This window comes from Microbacterium sp. SY138 (assembly GCF_039729145.1).
Lineage (GTDB): Bacteria > Actinomycetota > Actinomycetes > Actinomycetales > Microbacteriaceae > Microbacterium > Microbacterium maritypicum_A.
This window is the reverse complement of sequence record NZ_CP155793.1, coordinates 2059068-2078167: the sequence shown is the minus strand read 5'-3', so window position 1 is coordinate 2078167 and position 19100 is coordinate 2059068. Positions and strand designations below refer to the sequence as shown.

Sequence of the window (19100 nt, the reverse complement as noted above, 5' to 3'; positions counted from 1 at the left end):
CGTGGCGGCGGCTCAAGCCGTCGCCACGGGGATGTCCATGCCCTCGAGCGCGAGGCGCGCGGCTCCATGCAGGATGGCATCAGCGCCCGTGGTCGCGGACTCGATGCGCAGGCGCTGCGTGGCGAGCGGGTGGCACGCCTCGTAGACCCGGCTGCGGACGGCGGCGATGAACGGTTCGGATGCGCTCATGCTGCCGGTGAGGAACACGGCGTGCGGGTTGAAGAAGTTCACGACGCCGGAGAGCGCCTGTCCGAGATGGGTGCCTGCGGTCCGCACCAGCGTCGTGGCCAGGGGATCCGCATCGCGCGCCAGGCTGAGCACATCGGTCGTCGTGTGCACGGAGTCGTTGCCGCGGTCTCGCATCTGCCGCACGAGGCTCGCCCCGCTCGCCACGGTCTCGAGGCAGCCGGTGTTGCCGCAGGAGCAGGGGATGTCGCCGCTGCCGTCGATGCGGGTGTGCGTGATGTCGCCGGCGGCGGAGGTCGCACCGCGGTGCACGCGGCCGTCGACGATGATGCCGCTGCCGATCGCGGTTCCCGCCTTCACCGTGATGCTGTGGCCGGTGTGGCCGAAGCGCTCACGGTGCTCTCCCAGGGCGGCGAGATTGGCGTCGTTGTCGACCGCCACCGGAACGTCGTAGCGCGTGGAGAGGTGCTCGCCGACGCGGAACCCCGGCCATCCGGGCATCCGCGATGGCTGATCGACCGAGCCTGTCGCGATGTCGACGGGGCCCGGAAGGCTGATGCCGATCGCGTGGACGCGGCCGGCGGACGCCAGGCGGTCGAACACGACACCGAGGCGGTCGAGCGTCGCCTCGGGGCCCTCGGTCACATCGACGGCGATCGACTCGCTGTCCAAGAGGGCGCCACTGAGGGAGTGCCTGCCGATGCGCGCGTGGCCCCCGCCGAGGTCTGCCGAGAGCACGAAGCCGTCCGCGGCGATCTGGAGGACCCGGGGACGTCGTCCGCCGCGCGAGGTGCCGTCGCCCGCTTCGCGGAGGACTCCGGCGTCGAGCAGGGACTGCACGCGGAGTCCGACCGTCGATGCGGCGACGCCGAGCGATGTGGCGAGCTCCGATCGCGAGCGGGCCTCGCCGCGCGCGACGAGGTCGAGGATACGCCGCGTGTGCGGGTCGTCGACGGTGGTGTCAGCGGTGTTCGTCATGGGAGCACTTTCCTGTCGGAGCATCGTCAGCGTAGCGGGGGATGGTCGTGTTTCCCGGGAGTTACGAATTATCAAGGTCCGATAAACATCGGATGTTCAGCTTGCGGCCCCTTGCGAAGTATGAAACGGTAACTTCATACGAAATCCTACTAGGTTAATTCGAGCCTCGAAATAACCAGTTCCCTTCCAGGAGGCATTCAATGAAGAAGTTGCGTGTAGGGGCTGTTGTCGCCGTCGCCGGCGTCGCAGTCGCGATGACCGGCTGCGCGAGCGGCAACGGCACCGGCGGTTCCGCCGACGGCGACACGATCGTCGTCGACATGTGGGCGGGGAGCGAGTCCGACGTCGATGCCCTCGAGGCCCAGGTCGCATTCGCGCAGGAGCAGAACCCCGACATCAAGATCAAGCTGCAGACGTCGCCGTGGAGCGACTTCTTCACGAAGCTGACCACCAACATGGCCAGCGGCAACATGGCGTGCGTGACCGGTATGAGCGGAGCGCAGCTGGGCGGCTACACCGGCGGATTCCGTGAGCTGAGCGATGCCGACCTCAAGACGGCCGGCATCGACTGGTCCGAGTTCAACCCGAGCGCCGACGGCATCCTCAGCTTCGAGGGCAAGACCTATGGCGTGCCCTTCGACGTCGCCACCATGCTCGTGTACTACAACCAGGACATGCTGACCGCAGCGGGCGCCCCCACCCCGGAGATCGGGTGGACGTTCGACGACTTCGACACCATCGCCGCCGCTGCCACCAAGGACGGCAAGTACGGCTTCGGCATGGGCATGGGTGGATACCAGTGGATGTCGATGCCGATCGCGTACTCCGCGACGCAGCCGGCCTCCGAGGACGGCACCCTGCACATCGACGAGAAGGCGTTCGTCGACGCCTCGACCTGGTACGCCGAGCTCGTGACCGAGAAGAAGGTCGCGGCCCCCGTGGCGTCCGCCTCCGACACCGGATGGGGCGAGAACCAGTACACCGGCGCCAATGCCGCGATGGCCGTCGACGGCACGTGGAACGCCGTGAGCTACCTCGACAACGAGTCCGGCTTCGCCGCCGGCATGGTGCCGCTGCCCGCAGGCGCGGACGGCAACCCCGGCCCGATCCTCGGCTCCGGCTACGGCATCTCGGCCAACTGCAAGAACCCGGAGGCCGCCCTCAAGGTCATGGGCTCGCTTCTGGGCGAGGACGCGCAGGACTACATCGCATCCTCGGGACGCTCGTATCCCGCGCGCACGTCGTCGCAGCCGCTGTACTTCGAGTCCATCGACGAGAAGTACCGCGACCAGGTGCAGTCGGTGTTCGAGGCCGCGTTCGGCGACACCGTTCCGCTGTACATGACGAAGAACTGGCAGAAGCTCGACAGCTACATCCAGCCCAACCTGGTCAGCGTCTACAACGGTCAGATGACGATGGAAGAGCTGCTCTCCAACGCGCAGGCGCAGTTCGGCGAGTGACCCGGCTCCGGCCACCGCAGTAACGCAGCAACAGAGAAAGAACTGAGATGACGATCACGACGAGACGTCGACGATCGCTCGCCAAGGTGGAGGCCGGTCAGGCGCTGGGGTTCGCAAGCCCCGCCCTGATCGGGCTCGCCCTGTTCACGATCGTGCCCGTCGGGCTCTCGATCGTGATGAGCGTCTTCGACTGGCCGACCTTCGGCGAGCGGACCTTCAACGGCGTGGACAACTACGTCAAGCTGTTCACCAGCAGCCCCGACTTCTGGCCGGCGCTGCGCAACTCGGCGGTATACACCCTGCTCTACGTGCCGCTGAGCGTCGCTCTCTCGCTCGTGCTCGCTCTCGGCCTCGGATCGCGAATCCGCGGACGAGGAGCCCTGCGCGTGCTCTTCTTCATCCCCGTGGTGACTCCGATGGTCGCCAACGTGCTGGTGTGGAAGATGATGCTGCAGCCGCAGGGGCTGTTCAACGGTCTCTCGCAGACCTGGTTCGGCATCGAGCTGCCGAACTTCCTCGCCGACCCGTCATGGGCCATGATCATGGTCGTCGTGATGAGCGTCTGGCAGGGGCTCGGCTACAACATGCTGATCTTCTCGGCCGCTCTCGAGCAGCTCCCCGAGAGCGTGCTGGAGGCGGCGAGCATCGACGGCGCCCGAGGGTTCCGCCGGGTATGGAGCATCATCATCCCGATGATCTCGCCGTCGATCTTCTTCGCGACGATCATGACGATGATCACCTCCCTGCAGGTGTTCGTCCAGCCGCAGATGCTCACCGGCGGCGGTCCCGGCAACGCCACCAAGCCGCTCGTCATGTACATCTGGGAGCAGGGGTTCACCTTCGGCGACCTCGGCCTCGCCGCCGCAGCCGCGTGGATCCTCTTCGCGATCATCATCGCGATCACCGGGCTCCAGTTCGCCGCGCAGAAGAAGTGGGTGCACTATGAGCACTGAGACCCTCGTCCGCCCCACGGGCCGTGCCGGCCGCTCCGATCGGGAGCGTGCGCGCGGCGCGGCGACCACACCGGGTGCCCGCGCGCGACTGATCCTCGCCCATGTCGCGATCTACATCGCGGCGCTGATCTTCATCTCCCCGCTGATCTACGCGTTCTTCTCGGCGCTCAAGCCGAACGCCGAGATGTTCTCGATGCCGCCGACCCTGGTGGGTTCCGAGCTGCGGTGGAGCAACTTCGTCGACGTGTTCGCCTACGGGCCGTTCCTGACCTACATCATGAACTCCTTCATCGTCGCGATCGGCGGCACCCTCGTCGTTCTGGTCGTCTCGACCACGGCAGGGTACGCCTTCGGGCGTCTGCGCTGGAAGGGCCGCGACGCGGTGTTCGTGCTGTTCCTCGCGACGCTCATGGTGCCGGCCGAAGTCCTCGTCATCCCGATGTTCCAGGTGATGCAGTGGTTCAACTGGGTCGACACCTACCAGGCGCTGATCCTGCCCTTCGCCTTCGGGGCCTTCGGCACGTTCCTGATGCGACAGTTCTTCCGCGGCATCCCGTACGAGCTGGAGGAAGCGGCACGCGTCGACGGCGCCGGCCCCGTGCGCTCGTTCCTGCAGATCATCCTTCCGCTGTCGAAGTCGGCCGTGGCGGTGCTCGCGGTGTTCACGTTCCTCTCGTTCTGGAACAGCTACCTGTGGCCGCTGATCGTGACGGTCGACTACAACGCGCACGGCACCCTCCCCGTCGGGCTCGCGAGCTTCGCGGGACTCACCGGCACGCGGTGGGACCTGCAGATGGCCGCGGCCATCATCTCGATGGTGCCGACGACGATTCTCGTGATCGTGTTGCAGAAGCACCTCGTCAAGGGCATCGCGATGGCAGGACTGGGCGGGCGTTGAGCATGATCGATCAGGAACAGCGCACCACCATGCCCGTCGACGGCGTCGTCCTCCCCGACGGCACCGGTCTGGTCGGGATCGACATCGGCGGCACCAAGATCGCGGCGCTCCTCGTCAGTGCCGAAGGAGCCGTCCTCGCCAGGGGAAGCGTCCCGGCACCCGCTGCCCTCGGCGGAGGCGCGATGGCCGATGCGGCGGCAGAACTCACCCGCGCGCTGGTCGCCGAGGCCGACGTGACACTCGTCGCGGCAGGGGTCGGCGCAGCGGGGGTCATCGACCATGAGACCGGGACGATCCGCGCGGCATCGGCCACCTTCGTCGGGTGGGCGGGGTTCCCCCTGGCGGACGAACTCGAAGCACGTCTCGGCGTCCCCGTACGTGTCGAGAACGACGTCAACGCCTTCCTGCTCGGCGAGGCCGCCGCCGACGGGCGCTCGGACCGCGATGTGCTCGGCGTGATGCTCGGCACGGGCGTCGGCGGTGCGCTCATGATCGACGGTGAACTCCATCACGGTCCGCACGGTGCGGCGGGGGAGATCGGACACACCCCCGGCTACAGCGAGCTCGTGTGCACCTGTGGCCAGACCGGCCATCTGGAGACATTGGCGTCGGGCACCTCGATCGCACAGCGCTTTCAGGAGCGCACGGCGGGACCGATCCTCGACGCCAGAGACGTCGCCGACCGTGCCCGACGGGGCGACGTGGACGCGATCGCGGTGTTCGACGCCGCCGGGCACGCGCTCGCGCTCGCGTGTGCCAGTGCGGCGACGATCATGGATCTGCCCTGTGCGATCGTGGGCGGCGGCGTCGCCACCGCCTGGGACCTCCTCGAGCCGGCGATCGCGCGCACGCTGCGCACGGACTCCCCGGTATCGGGCATCCCGCTGCGCATCATCCCCGCCGTCCTCGGTTCCGATGCCGTCGCCCTCGGCGCCATCGAGACCGCCCGCCGTGCCCTCGTGCCGGCACGAGCAGACTGATCCCGGTTCGCACCGACCACCCGATGAGCCCCGAACGCCCGATGAGTCCACCCGACGAGCCCCGACAAGGAGCACACCACGTGACTGCACGTCCCGAAGCCCACGAGATCTGGATGGGTTCCCTTCCTTCCGTCGCAGACGGCGGGCTCCCGAGACCCCGCATCGGCATCGCCGGGATCTCGATCGAGTCGAGCACGTTCTCCCCTCATATCTCCGGTGACGAGGCCTTCACGGTCCGCACTGGAGAGGCCCTGCGCTCGTACTATCCCTTCCTCCAGGACGGGCGCGAGCTCGAAGCCGCCGCGGAGTGGGTACCGCTCACACACGGACGCTCCCTGCCGGGCGGAGCCGTGGCTCCGGAGACCTACCACCGGATGAAGGATGCGATCGTGGAGGGCATCCGCACGCGGGGGCCCTTCGACGGCTTCTTCTTCGACATCCACGGCGCCATGAGCGTCGTCGGCATGGAGGACGCCGAGGGGGATCTCGCTCTCGCGGTGCGCGCGGCCCTCGGCCCCGACACGCTGGTGTCGACCTCGATGGATCTGCACGGCAACGTCTCGGAGGTGCTGCGCGACGCGGTCGATCTGCTGACCTGCTACCGGATGGCGCCGCACGAGGACTGGATGAACACCAAGGAGCGGGCGGTGTGGAACCTGCTCTCGCGACTGCGGGGGCCGCACGGCACCGACCCGCTGCGTCGGCGCCCGTTCACGGCGTGGGTGCCGGTCCCGGTGCTGCTGCCCGGGGAGAAGACCAGCACCCGCCTGGAGCCGGCGCGCAGCATCTACGCGCAGCTGCCCGAGATCGAAGCGCTTCCCGGCGTCGTCGACGCCTCGGTGTGGATCGGCTATGCCTGGGCGGATGAGCCGCGGTGCCAGGCGTACGTCGTGGTCACCGGCGACGACGAGGAGCTGATCGCGCGCGAGGCCGAGCGCGTGGCACGGATGTTCTGGGACGCCCGCGAGGACTTCGTCTTCGTGGCCGAGACCGGATCCCTCGATGAGGCGCTCGAGAAGGCGCTCGCCCCGGGAGCGCCGCATCCGTACCTGATCTCGGACTCGGGCGACAACCCGACCGCCGGTGGTGCGGGCGACGTGACCTGGACGCTCGCGCACCTGCTGCAGCGTGCGGAGCTGACCGACGGCAGCCGCACCACTCTGGTCGCCTCGATCTTCGATCCCGTGGCCGTCACCCAGGCAGCGGCCGCCGGTGTCGGCGCCACCGTCACCCTCGACGCCGGCGCAGGGGTCGACGCAGGCCCGCACGGCCCCGTGCCGATCACCGGGACCGTGTTCTCCATCACCGACGGGGATCCCGATGCGGGCACGCAGGTCGTGATCGCAGTGGGCGGGCTGCACGCCATCATCACCGAGCGCCGCAAGCCGTTCCACCACCTCTCGGATTTCCGGATGCTTGGGCTCGAGCCCACGAGCGCCGACATCGTCGTGGTGAAGATCGGCTACCTCGAGCCGGAGCTGTACGAGCTCGCCGCGGGCTGGACCCTCGCGTTGACGCCCGGAGGTGTCGATCAGGACCTGCTGCGTCTGGGCCACCACCGCCTGCGGCCCGGCGTCTACCCCTTCGACCCGAACGGGAATCCCGATCTCACCGCGGTCGTCGTCCGTCGCGGAACCTCTGAGGAGCAGAGCGCATGATGAACTTCGAGAAGCGCACCGGACCGGACCTCGGCGCGGACGCTCCGACGTACCCCACGCAGGGTGTGCCCGACTGGTACCGCGACGCGAAGCTCGGCTTCTTCGTGCACTGGGGTCTCTACTCGGTGCCGGCGTGGGCCGTGCAGCACGGCGAGGGCGTGAACATCCCGACCGAGGACGCGTACGCCTGGCACCAGTACGCCGAGTGGTACGGCAACACCGTGCGCATCGCCGGCAGCCCCACGTGGGAGCGGCACCAGCAGCTGTTCGGGCCGGGCACCTCGTACGAGGACCTCGCCGATCGGTGGGATGCCTCGGCGTTCGACGCGGACGCCTTCGTGGGCGAGCTCGTCGGCGCGGGAGCCCGGTACATCATCCCCACGACGAAGCACCACGAGGGGTTCTGTCTGTGGGACACCGCGACGACCGGCTTCAACGCGGTGGCTCGTGGTCCGCGCCGTGACCTGATCTCCGAGTTCCACGATGCCACCCGCCGGGCGGGTGCGAAGTTCGGCGTCTACTACTCGGGCGCGCTCGACTGGCATGTGAGCGACTTCCCGGCGATCGAATCGGACACCGATCTGTTCCGGTTCCGTCGCAACGACGCGCACTTCGCCCGCTACTCCGCCGCACAGCTCGACGAGCTCGTGGCGCGCTTCTCGCCCGACGTGCTCTGGAACGACATCGAGTGGCCGGACGGTGGCAAGGGGCGTGACGATTACGCGGTCGCCGCGCTCCTGGAGCGGTACTTCGATGCCGTACCGGATGGTGTCGTCAACGACCGCTGGGGTGTGCCGTACCACGGCTTCCTCACCCGCGAATACACGGACATCCCCGAGATCATCCCGGAGCCATGGGAGTCGACCCGCGGCCTCGGCTACTCGTTCGGTTTCAACCAGGCGGAGGACGAGCGGCACTCGCTGTCCGGTGCGGCGCTCATCCGCCTGCTCGTCGACGTCGTGGCCAAGAACGGCAATCTGCTGATCAACGTGGGCCCTGCGGCCGACGGCTCGATCCCGGAACTGCAGCGGAGCGCGATGCGCGAGCTGGGTGCGTGGCTGCAGGCGAACGGGCACGCGATCTACGGCACACGACCGTGGATCCGGATGGGGGAGCGGAGCGGCGCTCCGCGTCGCTACACGACCACAGGGGCGACGGTGCACGTGCACGCGCTCGACCCGAGCGTCGGCACGATCGGGTTGCCCGATGAACTGCGCACGCGCGATCTGCGCTGGTCGGACGGGTCCGTCGCCGAGCGGTCGGCGCAGGACAGCGCGGTCGTCGTGATCCCGGCCGGTCTGCGCGAAGAGGCTGTCGCGGTCCTGTCCGCAGGCTGAGACGGATCAGATCGCGACGAGGCGAGGGCCCGCCCGACCACGAGTCGGGAGGGCCCTCGCTGTGTGCGCCCGCGCTCAGGGGCGGGTGAGCTCCTCGAGCACCTCGATCACATGCCGATACGGTCGCCCTGTGGCACGTGTCATCCCGATCTCGCAGGTGCGGTTGGCCGACACGAACGCATCGAAGTCGCCGCGCGTGCTCTCGGCCTCCGCGATCTCCGCCGACTCCTGAGCGGTCGCGCTGGCCGTGAGCTCGGGGTGCAGCATGCCGCGGTCCCCGGCGAAGGCGCAGCAGCCCCACCCCTCGGGGACGAACACGTCGTCGGCGACGGCTTCGGCGATCGTGGTCAGCGCCCCGGTCGCCCCGAGCGCCGTCGTGGAACAGGTCGGATGCACCGCGATGGTGGGCAGCTTCGCCGTGACGGTCAGCTTCGGCAGCACCTCGCGGGACACGAAGGTCGTGGCGTCCTCGATACGCAGCCCGGCGTACCGGGGGTTCTTCGCGACCGACTGTGCGAGCATCACGTCCAGGCCCTCGGTGCAGGACGCCGCATCGCACACCACGGGAAGCTCGCCGTGCCGGCTCGCGACCCACAACGACTCCAGGACCCGGTTCGACATGCGTGCGTATCCGTCGAGATGGCCCTTCGACTTCCACGGTGTGCCGCAGCAGAGTCCGCCGTTCTCCTCGGGGATCACGACGGGGATCCCCGCCCGGTCGAGCAGTGCACGCAGGGCATCCCGAGATCCCTCGCCCTCGCCCTCCGCACCGAACATCGTCCCGATGCAGGCGCCGAAGAAGACGGCCTGCGCATCGGTCGGCGACTCCGGGCGCGGGGGCTTCGAGCCGCCGTGGGGGAGCCCGCCGTCGTAGAGGGGCACGGTGTCGGTGCCGAGGACCGCGCGGCCGAGATGGGTGACGCCGCGCACGAGCGGAGCGGGGAGGGCATCGGCGACGGTGAGCGCGACCCCTCCGGCCCGGGCGACCGTGCCCCAGTGCTTCGCGGCCACGCCCCACACCGCGCCTTCGATCGCGTTCGACTGCTCCGCACGAAGCCGACGCACGAGGTCGCCGGTGTTGATGTCGACCGGACAGGCCACGCCGCACATGCCGTCGACCGCACACGTCTGGACGCCGTCGTAGTCGTAGTCCTTCTGCAGGTCGCGCAGCAGCTCGGTGTCGCCCTGCTCCTCGGCCCACGCCATGTCGCGGCGGATCACGATGCGCTGTCGAGGCGTGAGGGTGATGCTCTTGCTCGGACAGGTCGGTTCGCAGTACCCGCATTCGACGCAGCGGTCGACCTCGCGCTCGACCGTCGGCACCCGCTTGAGGTCATGCAGGTAGGAGTCCGGGTCGTCGGAGAGGACCACCCCCGGATTCAGGATGCCGTCGGGGTCGAGGAGGCCCTTGATCTCCCACATCATGTCGGTGAGCTCGTCACCGTACTGGCGGCGTACGAACGGCGCCATGATGCGCCCGGTCCCGTGCTCGGCCTTCAGCGATCCCTGCTGGGACAGCACGAGGTCCACCAGATCATCGGTGAAGCGCCGATAGCGCGCGACGCTGTCGGCATCGTCGAAACGCTCGTTGAGGAGGAAGTGGACGTTGCCGTCCTTGGCGTGCCCGAAGATCACCGAGCCCTCGTACCCGTGCGCGGCGAACAGCTCGATGAGTCGCTCGCACGTGTGGAGAAGACGCGGCACCGGCACCACGATGTCCTCGAGGAGAGCCGTCGTTCCCGAGGGGCGGGCGCCGGCGACCGCGGTGTAGAGACCTTTGCGCACGTGCCACAGTGAAGCGCGTTCTCCGGAGTCCGTGGTGAGGCGCGGTGCCACGGCGAGCGGCAGTACCTCGAAATGCGCCTGTGCCGTCGCACTCGCCTCCCTGAGCGCATCGTCGTCGGAGGCGTGCACCTCCACCAGGAGAGCGGCGTGCCCCTGCACCTCGATCTCCGCGATCGATGCCGGGACGTCGCTCAACCCCTGCGCGACACGGAGGGAGGCGGCATCCATGAGCTCGATGGTGGCGAGTCCGAGTCGGGTGAGGTCGGGAAGTGCCGTCATCGCGGCGGACAGCGTCTCGAACACGAGCAGCCCTGTCGCGATCGACGGGCGCACCTCGATCGTGCGGAAGCGGGCCTCGGCAACGAAGGCGAGTGTGCCCTCGGAGCCGATGATGAGGTGCTCCAGGATGCGCACGGGGTCATCGAAGTCGAGGAGCGCGTTCAGCCCGTAACCCATGGTGTTCTTCATGGAGAACTGCTGGCGCAGGAAGGCGACGCGCTCGGGGGTTGCGAGCAGACGTGCCCGCAGATCGAGCAGGCCCTCGGCGATCGCGGGTTCCGCGGCGTGCAGCAGCTCATTCGCATCCGGACGGCCGGTGTCGAGGATCGTTCCGCTCGGGAGCACGATCGTCATCGACTCGATCGTCCGGTACGAGTTCTCGGTGATGCCGCAGGCCATTCCGCTGGAGTTGTTCGCGACGACTCCGCCGATCGTGCAGGCGATCTCGCTGGCGGGGTCGGGGCCGAGCTTGCGGCGATAGCGCGTGAGTCTGGTGTTGACCTGGCGCACGGTGGCGCCGGGGCCGACGCGCACGGTCGCGCCGTCGTCTTCCACGCGGATCTCGCGGAAGCTGCTGCGGGTGTCGACGAGGATGTCCCCGCTCACGCTCTGCCCGGAGAGGCTGGTGCCCCCGGAGCGGAACGTCATCGTGCGGCCGGCGGCGCGAACGGCTCCGAAGGCGCGTGCCACCCCTTCGGCATCTGCGGGGGAGAGCACCGCATCCGGGATCAGCAGGTAGTGGGAGGCGTCGTGGGCGCGGGCGAAGCGGTCGATGGAGCGCGAATGGACCTGAGTCGCGGAGCCCAGCAGGGCGGGGTCCAGCGGTTCGGCGAGGGTGGTCGGCACGGTGCTCCTCTGCTCCGTCGGAAGGTGATCAACAAGATTGTCAGACAAGTGTACCGAGCATGCGGCTCTTCGATAGGCTGACCCGCATGACCACCACTTCGGACGCACCGCTGGGGATCGTCGGCGTCGTGGATGCCGTCACCGCACAGCTGCGCGGTCGTATCCTCGGCGGCGAGATCCGCTCGGGGGATCCGATCACGGAAGCGGCCGTATCGCAGACCTTCGGAGTTGCGCGTCCCAGCGCGAAAGCGGCGATCGAACAGCTCGTCGCCAGTGGCCTGCTCGTGCGCACCGCGCATCGGAGCGCTCGTGTGGTCGGGATCGACCCCGCGACAGTGCGTGACGTCTACCGCACCAGGGCCCGACTCGAGAGCGCGGCGCTGCGCGAGCTCGCGAAGACCAGCGCCGTGCCGCGCGCGGCGCGCGATGCGAACGCGGAGATCCTCGCGATGCCCCCGGGTCCCGATCCGGCGACCGTGGACCCCGACCTGCGGTTCCACACCGCCATCATCGATGCACTCGACAGCGAACGCACCGGGCGCATGTACCGCAGCGTGCTCGACGAAGTGCGGCTGTGCATGGCGCAGGTGCAGGGGCGCCGGCTTCTCGACGCCTCGGTGATCGCGTCGCAGCATGCCGAGATCCTCGACGCGGTCGCTTCAGGCGACGGAGAACGGGCAGCGGCTCTTCTCGACGCGCACCTGTCGTCGGCCGAGCAGCGGCTGGTGGAGGCGCTCGACGCGGAGTAGCGTCGAGCGGGCCGTCACTCCGCCGGAGCTTCCTCGACCACGATCGGGGCTTCGGCCGGATCAGCCCACACCGGCGCCGGGAGCACGGTGTCGGTCTGGCCTGCCTGGATCGATCGCAGCGCCTCGGTGATCTGCTCGTCGTTCTCGGGGACGGGAAGGTCGCAGGCGCGCAGTTCCGAAGCGAACTGCAGGGTCAGCCGGATCTTGCCCGCCTCGACGGCCTGTGCGGTCGTACCGGTGCGGATCTCGCTCCCGGTCTGGATCGCCGGGACGTCATCGCAGACGTGGTAGACCTTGCCGCCGTCGACCCAGACCACCTCGTCCTTGCCCAGAAGCTGGATCACGGCCGACTGGTCGGCCGTGTACTGCTCGACGGACGCCGGAGCGAAGTCGACGCCGATGAAGACGGCCAGGGCCGCGAGGACGACGCCGACGATTCCAGCCGTGGTCTTCTGGCCCTTGTCCATGTCCTTGTTGAGGAAGATCAGGATGACCAGCGGGAGGAACGCCACGACTGCGACGATCGCACCGAGCTGGTTCTGCACGAAGAACCGCGTCTTGTCCGCCCTGCGCGCGGGGTCGAGGCGGTTGGCCTTCTTCCACAGCACCGAGCCGGTGATGGACAGGGCCGCGATCACGACGAGCAGCACGAGGAGTGTGATGAACGCCCACTGCGGGAACGTCGCGGTGACACCCTGCTCCTCGAGCAGGCCGGTGTCGGGGTTGCGGACGAGGGTGCCGTCTTCGCCGACGAACACACGCTGGCGCAGGAGCCAGAAGATGCCGACGCCTTCGCCGATGATCGCGACAGCCCAGAGGATGGCGGCGATCCAGCGGAAGCGCGTCGCCTTGGCCTTGGCTTCGGGGGTGGGGACCCAACCGGCAGGTGGTTCGGTCGCCGTGCTCTTCGCGGACTGGGCGACGCGGGCGTCGCTGTTCCCGGTCTCGGCGTTCTCGCTCGCAGCCACGGTGTTCCCTTCCCCTCCGGTGCCCGCCGTTCCGGCTCAAGGCAACCCCGATCCTAGTGGACCGGGTGTCCTACGCTGGGGACATGACTTCCGATTCCGACGACGCGCTCAGCTGGGACGGCGACGAGGCCTCGACACCGAAGGATCGCGCGCTTCCGCACGGCTGGAACGCCGTCGGCAAGGGCAGCGACGACGTCGGGACGATCGAGGACGACGGCACCGTCACACCGGCGACCGACGACGAGCCCTCGGGGCTGAGCACCCCGATGCTGCTGCTCGTCGGTGTCGTCGGCGGCGTCTACCTCCTCTACACAATCGGCTGGATCGTCGGAGGGCTCCGGTTGCAGCCGCTGGCATCCTTCCTCGTCTCCGACGTGATGTTCCTGCCGTGGTTCTTCCTCGCGATCGCTGCGCCCGCGCTGTGGTTCCTGGCGACCTGGGTGCTCACACGGGGGAGTGCGGCCTGGATCCGCGTCGCGGTGCTGTTCGCGGGGGTCGTGCTCCTCGTCCCCTGGCCCTTCGTCACCGTGGGGGTGATCGGATCATGACCACGTCGTCGAACGAAGCGCAGGTATCCGCGGATTCTCCGCGTTGGCTCGTCGGGCTCGTCATCGGCCTGGCAGGACTCTTCTACGCCTACGCGGTCTGGAATGCCGTCGCGCACCTCATCACGATGGCCCAGACCGGACTGAGTGGCGGCGGGTGGGCGACGCTGCTGTTCGGCGTCGCCTTCCCCGCGATCGTGTTCGTCTTCGCCTATGTGATCGGCCGGCGGCGCCGTGTCGGCGAACTGGCGCTCGTGTTCCTCGCCGGACTCGGCGTCGTCGCGGTGTTCTGGATGAGTCTGATCGCGCTGAGCCTCACGATGCCCAGCGCGTGAGCGGCCTGCCGTGCCGCGTCACACGGCACGGAGGGCTGCGCCTGCTCCGGTAGAGTTGACGCGATCGCGCCCCCATGGTGTGCGGCGCATCGGCCCCTGCCGCGCTGCCCCGAAGGATCCACTGTGCCGAAGCCTGTCGTGCTTATCGCCGAAGTACTCTCTCCCGCCACGATCGACGCTCTCGGTCCCGACTTCGACGTCCGTGACGTCGACGGCACCGACCGCGAGGCGCTGTTCGCGGCGCTCGCGGATGCCGATGCCGTGCTGGTCCGCTCGGCGACGCGCATCGACGAGGAAGCGCTGGGGCACGCCCCGAAGCTGAAGGTGGTCGCCCGCGCCGGAGTGGGCCTCGACAACGTCGACATCAAGGCGGCCACGGCTGCCGGCGTCATGGTCGTCAACGCGCCGACCTCGAACATCGTCTCCGCCGCCGAGCTCACGGTGGGCCACATCCTGAGCCTCGCCCGCCGCATCCCGGCGGCGCATGCCTCACTGTCTGCCGGTGCCTGGAAGCGCAGCTCCTTCACCGGCGCCGAGCTGTTCGAGAAGACGGTCGGCATCGTCGGTCTCGGCCGCATCGGCGCCCTCGTCGCCGCGCGCCTCGCGGCTTTCGACATGCGGGTCGTCGCCTACGACCCCTATGTCACGTCTGCTCGCGCACAGCAGCTCGGCGTGCAGCTGCTCTCGCTCGACGAGCTCGTGGCGGAGTCGGACTTCCTGACGATCCACATGCCGAAGACGCCGGAGACGACCGGCATGATCGGTGCCGAGCAGTTCGCAGCCATGAAGCCGACCGCCTTCGTGGTCAACGTCGCACGCGGTGGGCTGATCGACGAGGAGGCGCTGCACGCGGCCCTCGTCGCGGGTGAGATCGCGGGTGCCGGTCTCGACGTGTTCACCTCCGAGCCTCCGGCAGAAGGGGGCACCGCTCGACCGCTCCTCGACCTGCCGAACGTCGTGGTCACCCCTCACCTCGGTGCCAGCACCGAAGAGGCGCAGGAGAAGGCCGGTGTCTCGGTGGCCCGCTCGGTGCGCCTCGCTCTCGGCGGCGACCTCGTCCCCGACGCGGTGAACGTCGCGGGTGGCGTCATCGATCCCTACGTGCGTCCCGGCATCTCGCTCGTCGAGAAGCTCGGTCAGATCTTCGCGGCACTCGCGACGTCGCCGCTCACCAGCCTCGATGTCGAGGTGCACGGAGAGCTGAACGACTACGACGTCAGCGTGCTCAAGCTCGCTGCGCTTAAGGGCGTGTTCACCAACATCGTCAGCGAGACGGTCTCTTACGTCAACGCGCCGCTCCTCGCCGACCAGCGTGGGATCGCGGTGCGTCTGCTCAAGGATGACGTCAGCGACGAATACCGCAACGTCATCACGCTCGCGGGCGCGTTGTCCGACGGCTCGCAGCTCTCGGTGTCCGGCACGCTCACCGGTCCGAAGCAGACCGAGAAGCTCGTCGGCATCAACGACCACCGGCTCGAGCTGCCGATCGAGAAGCACCACGTCGTCATGCTCTACACCGACCGCCCCGGCATCGTCGCGGTGTACGGCCAGAAGTTCGGGGAGGCCGGCATCAACATCGCCGGCATGCAGATCGCCCGTCAGGCCGCCGGGGCCCAGGCGCTCAGCGTGCTGACCCTGGACTCGCCGGTCTCGGACGAACTGCTCGACGACGTGCGCGACGCGATCGACGCCGACCTCTTCCGTCAGATCGAGATCACCGAGGTCTGATCGCACAGGTCTGGCTGCACCGGTGCCAGTGCGCAAGTGCAGAAGAGGGCGGGAGCGTGATGCTCCCGCCCTCTTCTCATCTCTCGGCGGGTCAGGCCGTGGCTCTGAGGACCAGGGCGATCAGCTCGGCGAGTTCGTCGCTGCGGGGGACGAGCCGCTCGGGGCCGTGCACGTCTAGCGAGTTGTTGAAGTAGAGCCCGTCGCTCACGAGCATCACGAGGTCGAGGCTCGCATTGTCGCGCACATGCGGGCGGATCGTCTCCGCCCAGCGTCGTCGCGTGTCGCGGAGCATGTCGGCGGCAGGGATTGATCCGCCCTGGGCCAGCCGCGTCGTGGCGATCAGCACGCGATCGAGGGCGTCGTCCTCCATGACCGAGGTGCGCACGTAGTAGGCGACCGGCCCCTCGTCGGCTGCGGTCATGCGTTCGAGGTCGAGCGTCGTGAGCCGGTCGAGCCGCTCGACGAGCCCTGCCTCCAGTTCATCCTTCGACCCGAAGTGGTAGAGGAGGCCACCCTTGGAGACGCCGGCCGCCTTCGCGGTCGCATCGAGCGTCGCTGCACGTTCGCCGTCTTCGATGAGGATCGCTTCGAAGGCGTCGAGCACCTTCTCGCGGGCGAGGGGAGGTCGGGGCATCGTGGATCCTCTGCACAGGGGAGGGGCGGGAATTCTGTTACTATACCATCTGGACGGTTCACTAACCGTGCCGTCATGATTCTGAGAGGTGTTCCATGAACCGTACTGCGTCGATCCCGACGACAGAGACGGACGCTCCCCGCGTCGGAGCCCGCGGCTGGGCGGCACTCGTCGTCCTCATGCTGCCGGTGCTGCTGGTGTCGGTGGACAACACGGTGCTGAGCTTCGCGCTCCCCGAGATCTCGATCGCGCTCGCTCCCACGGGGGCGGAGCAGCTGTGGATCATCGACGTGTACCCCCTGGTGCTCGCCGGCCTCCTGGTCACGATGGGGACGCTGGGCGACCGCTTCGGGCGCCGGAAGATGCTGCTGATCGGTGCGACCGGCTTCGCCGCCGTCTCCGCACTGGCCGCCTTCGCGCCCACTGCCGGGCTGCTGATCGCCGCCCGGGCGCTCCTCGGCTTCTTCGGCGCCATGCTGATGCCGTCGACCCTTTCCCTCCTGCGCTCGATCTTCCAGAATCGCGACCAGCGCCGCATGGCGATCGCCGTGTGGGCGTCGGCGTTCTCCGCGGGCTCCGCGCTCGGACCGATCGTCGGCGGCTTTCTCCTCGAGCACTTCGCATGGGGTTCGGTCTTCCTCATCGCCGTGCCCGTGTTGATCCCGCTGCTCGTCGCCGCGCCGCTGCTGGTGCCCGAGAGCCGCGACCCGAACCCCGGGCGCATCGATCTGATCAGCATCGCGCTGTCGATGGCGACGATGATCCCGGTCGTCTACGCGATCAAGTCGCTGGCCGTCGACGGGCCGAGTCTCAAGGCCGGAGCCTGGGCGCTGCTCGGCTTCGTGATGGGCTACCTGTTCGTCCGTCGCCAGCTGCGTGCCAAGACGCCGATGCTCGACATGGCGCTCTTCCGTCGGGGCTCCTTCTCCGGTGCGATCCTGGTCAACCTGCTGAGCGTCGTGGCTCTGGTCGGTTTCCTCTACTTCGTCTCGCAGCACCTGCAGCTCGTCCTCGGGCTGTCCCCGATGATGGCCGGGCTCGCGCTCGTGCCCGGAATGCTCGCGATGATCGTGGCCGGACTCTCGGTCGTCCCGATCTCCCGTCGTATCCCGCCGCACATCGTGATCCCCGTCGGGCTCGCGTTCTCTGTGGCCGGTTACCTGATCGTGGCGTTCACGACGCACGAGCACGGCGTCCTGCCGCTGGTCGTCGCATTCGTGGTGCTCGGCATCGGCATCGGTGCCGCCGAGACGATCTCCAACGAACTGATCCTCTCCAGCGCCCCCGCCGCGAAGGCGGGAGCGGCGAGTGCGGTCTCCGAGACCGCCTATGAACTCGGTGCGGTGCTCGGCACCGCGGTGCTCGGTGGCATCATCACGGCCTTCTACCGCGGGGCTCTCGTGCTTCCGGAGGGCCTGCCGGCAGACGTGGCGCACGCGGCGGGGGAGACTCTCGCCGGGGCCTACACGGCGGCGCAGGCGCTGCCGGGCCAGCTCGGCACCGCGCTGTGGGAGGCAGCGGCGGCCGCATTCGGCTCCGGGGTGATGGTGACCTCGCTGATCGGCGCTGGTCTCGTCGTCGTCGCGGGCGTGATCGCCGCCGTCACACTGCGCAAAGCCCCCACGCACTGACCAGTACGCTGGGAGGACCGGCTCGCTCGCTCTGCGGTGAGCCCGAGCCGGTCCATCCCCGTGCAGTGCGCAAGGAGTCTCATGTCGCGTGTCGTGAAGCTGGCCGTCATCCCCGGAGACGGCATCGGTCCCGAGGTCATCGCCGAAGCGGAGAAGGTGCTCGACGCCGTCACCGCCGACAGTGGTGTGGTCTTCGACAAGACCCGTTTCTCGCTCGGCGCCGGACGCTTCCTCGAGACCGGCGACACCCTCACGGACGATGACCTCGCCGCGATCTCCGCGAACGATGCGATCCTGCTCGGCGCGGTCGGCGGCACCCCGGGCGACCCGCGCCTCAAGGACGCCAACATCGAGCGGGGCCTGCTGCTGAAGCTGCGTTTCACCCTCGACCACTACGTGAACCTGCGGCCGTCGAAGCTGTTCGTCGGTGCCTCGGGCCCGTTGGCCGAGCCCGGCGACATCGACTTCGTCGTGGTGCGTGAAGGCACCGAGGGGCCGTACGTCGGCAACGGCGGGGCCATCCGCAAGGGCACCCCGCAGGAGGTCGCGAACGAGACCTCGGTGAACACCGCCTTCGGCGTCGAGCGCGTCGTGCGCTACGCGTTCGACCTCGCCGAGCGTCGTCATAAGAAGGTCACGCTGGTGCACAAGACCAACGTGCTCGTGCACGCCGGTGCCATCTGGCAGCGCGTCGTGAACGAGGTGGCGGCCGAGCACCCCGACGTCGAGGTCGACTACCTGCACGTCGACGCCGCCACGATCTTCCTGGTCACCGACCCCTCGCGCTTCGACGTGATCGTCACCGACAACCTGTTCGGCGACATCCTCACCGACCTCGCGGGCGCGGTCACGGGTGGCATCGGCCTCGCCGCCTCGGGGAACATCAACCCCGACGGCGCGTTCCCGTCGATGTTCGAGCCGGTCCACGGCTCAGCGCCCGACATCGCCGGACAGCAGAAAGCCGACCCGACGGCGGCGATCCTCTCGATCGCGCTGCTGCTCGACCACCTCGGACTCACCGAGGAATCCGCACGGGTCGGTGCCGCGGTCGAGGCGGACATCGCGGCACGGACGGTGGCTCGCACCACGGCGGAGATCGGCTCCGCGATCACTGCACGCCTCTGACTGCAGGCGTAGGCTGAACGGGCGC

16 protein-coding genes are annotated in these 19100 nt (G+C 68.7%); 12 read left to right on the top strand and 4 right to left on the bottom strand.

The genetic code is table 11. The features are described 5' to 3' along the window. Positions 1 to 12: 12 nt before the first annotated feature. A complete protein-coding gene (locus ABDC25_RS09890) occupies positions 13 to 1164 on the bottom strand; it encodes an ROK family transcriptional regulator (RefSeq protein ID WP_021200380.1) in 1152 nt (383 codons plus the stop codon). A gap of 200 nt (positions 1165 to 1364) precedes the next feature. Here ABDC25_RS09890 and ABDC25_RS09885 point away from each other — a divergent pair, with 200 nt between their 5' ends. The 6 genes from ABDC25_RS09885 to ABDC25_RS09860 all read left to right on the top strand — a co-directional run bounded on the left by ABDC25_RS09885 (position 1365) and on the right by ABDC25_RS09860 (position 8450). After that, on the top strand, positions 1365 to 2624 hold the full coding sequence (locus ABDC25_RS09885; protein ID WP_029265506.1) for a sugar ABC transporter substrate-binding protein: 1260 nt from the start codon (positions 1365 to 1367) through the stop codon (positions 2622 to 2624). Between the two features lie 47 nt (positions 2625 to 2671). Beyond that, entirely contained in the window at positions 2672 to 3577 is a 906-nt protein-coding gene (locus ABDC25_RS09880; protein ID WP_017830811.1) for a sugar ABC transporter permease, read from the top strand. Continuing rightward, complete coding sequence (locus tag ABDC25_RS09875) at positions 3567 to 4475, top strand: carbohydrate ABC transporter permease (protein ID WP_029259044.1); 909 nt, start codon at positions 3567 to 3569, stop codon at positions 4473 to 4475. The genes ABDC25_RS09880 and ABDC25_RS09875 overlap by 11 nt, the downstream gene beginning before the upstream one ends. Positions 4476 to 4477: 2 nt before the next feature. Further along, positions 4478 to 5455: an ROK family protein gene (locus ABDC25_RS09870; RefSeq protein WP_347122788.1), complete on the top strand. Its 978-nt coding sequence runs from the start codon at positions 4478 to 4480 to the stop codon at positions 5453 to 5455. Between the two features lie 113 nt (positions 5456 to 5568). Next, positions 5569 to 7113, top strand: coding sequence for a M81 family metallopeptidase (locus ABDC25_RS09865; protein WP_347125976.1), 1545 nt, complete (start codon positions 5569 to 5571; stop codon positions 7111 to 7113). After that, positions 7110 to 8450: an alpha-L-fucosidase gene (locus tag ABDC25_RS09860; protein ID WP_021200385.1), complete on the top strand. Its 1341-nt coding sequence runs from the start codon at positions 7110 to 7112 to the stop codon at positions 8448 to 8450. Before ABDC25_RS09865 ends, ABDC25_RS09860 begins: the two co-directional genes overlap by 4 nt. 75 nt (positions 8451 to 8525) lie before the next feature. On the opposite strand, the gene ABDC25_RS09855 is transcribed toward ABDC25_RS09860, so the two are convergent. Continuing rightward, on the bottom strand, positions 8526 to 11360 hold the full coding sequence (locus tag ABDC25_RS09855; protein WP_347122786.1) for an FAD-binding and (Fe-S)-binding domain-containing protein: 2835 nt from the start codon (positions 11358 to 11360) through the stop codon (positions 8526 to 8528). Positions 11361 to 11446: 86 nt separating this feature from the next. Between ABDC25_RS09855 and ABDC25_RS09850 the strand changes: the two genes are divergently transcribed. Continuing rightward, entirely contained in the window at positions 11447 to 12109 is a 663-nt protein-coding gene (locus ABDC25_RS09850; protein ID WP_347122784.1) for a GntR family transcriptional regulator, read from the top strand. Positions 12110 to 12123: 14 nt separating this feature from the next. Here ABDC25_RS09850 and ABDC25_RS09845 read toward each other — a convergent pair whose 3' ends face one another. After that, a complete protein-coding gene (locus tag ABDC25_RS09845; RefSeq protein WP_347122782.1) occupies positions 12124 to 13077 on the bottom strand; it encodes a hypothetical protein in 954 nt (317 codons plus the stop codon). An 83-nt stretch (positions 13078 to 13160) separates the two neighbouring features. Here ABDC25_RS09845 and ABDC25_RS09840 point away from each other — a divergent pair, with 83 nt between their 5' ends. From ABDC25_RS09840 to serA, 3 genes are all read left to right on the top strand, one after another. Further along, a complete protein-coding gene (locus tag ABDC25_RS09840; RefSeq protein ID WP_021200389.1) occupies positions 13161 to 13625 on the top strand; it encodes a hypothetical protein in 465 nt (154 codons plus the stop codon). Continuing rightward, entirely contained in the window at positions 13622 to 13957 is a 336-nt protein-coding gene (locus ABDC25_RS09835) for a hypothetical protein (RefSeq protein WP_021200390.1), read from the top strand. The genes ABDC25_RS09840 and ABDC25_RS09835 overlap by 4 nt, the downstream gene beginning before the upstream one ends. 123 nt (positions 13958 to 14080) lie before the next feature. Beyond that, the gene (gene serA / locus ABDC25_RS09830) at positions 14081 to 15685 is read left to right on the top strand and encodes a phosphoglycerate dehydrogenase (protein ID WP_021200391.1); all 1605 of its coding nucleotides are present in this window, start codon (positions 14081 to 14083) and stop codon (positions 15683 to 15685) included. Positions 15686 to 15776: 91 nt separating this feature from the next. Here the strand turns inward: serA and ABDC25_RS09825 are convergent, their stop codons facing one another. Beyond that, a complete protein-coding gene (locus ABDC25_RS09825; RefSeq protein ID WP_021200392.1) occupies positions 15777 to 16319 on the bottom strand; it encodes a TetR/AcrR family transcriptional regulator in 543 nt (180 codons plus the stop codon). Between the two features lie 95 nt (positions 16320 to 16414). Between ABDC25_RS09825 and ABDC25_RS09820 the strand changes: the two genes are divergently transcribed. Together ABDC25_RS09820 and ABDC25_RS09815 are read left to right on the top strand one after the other, a co-directional pair. Then, positions 16415 to 17950, top strand: a complete 1536-nt coding sequence (locus ABDC25_RS09820; RefSeq protein ID WP_021200393.1) for an MFS transporter — start codon at positions 16415 to 16417, stop codon at positions 17948 to 17950. An 81-nt stretch (positions 17951 to 18031) separates the two neighbouring features. After that, positions 18032 to 19075: a 3-isopropylmalate dehydrogenase gene (locus tag ABDC25_RS09815; protein ID WP_021200394.1), complete on the top strand. Its 1044-nt coding sequence runs from the start codon at positions 18032 to 18034 to the stop codon at positions 19073 to 19075. Positions 19076 to 19100 lie beyond the last annotated feature (25 nt).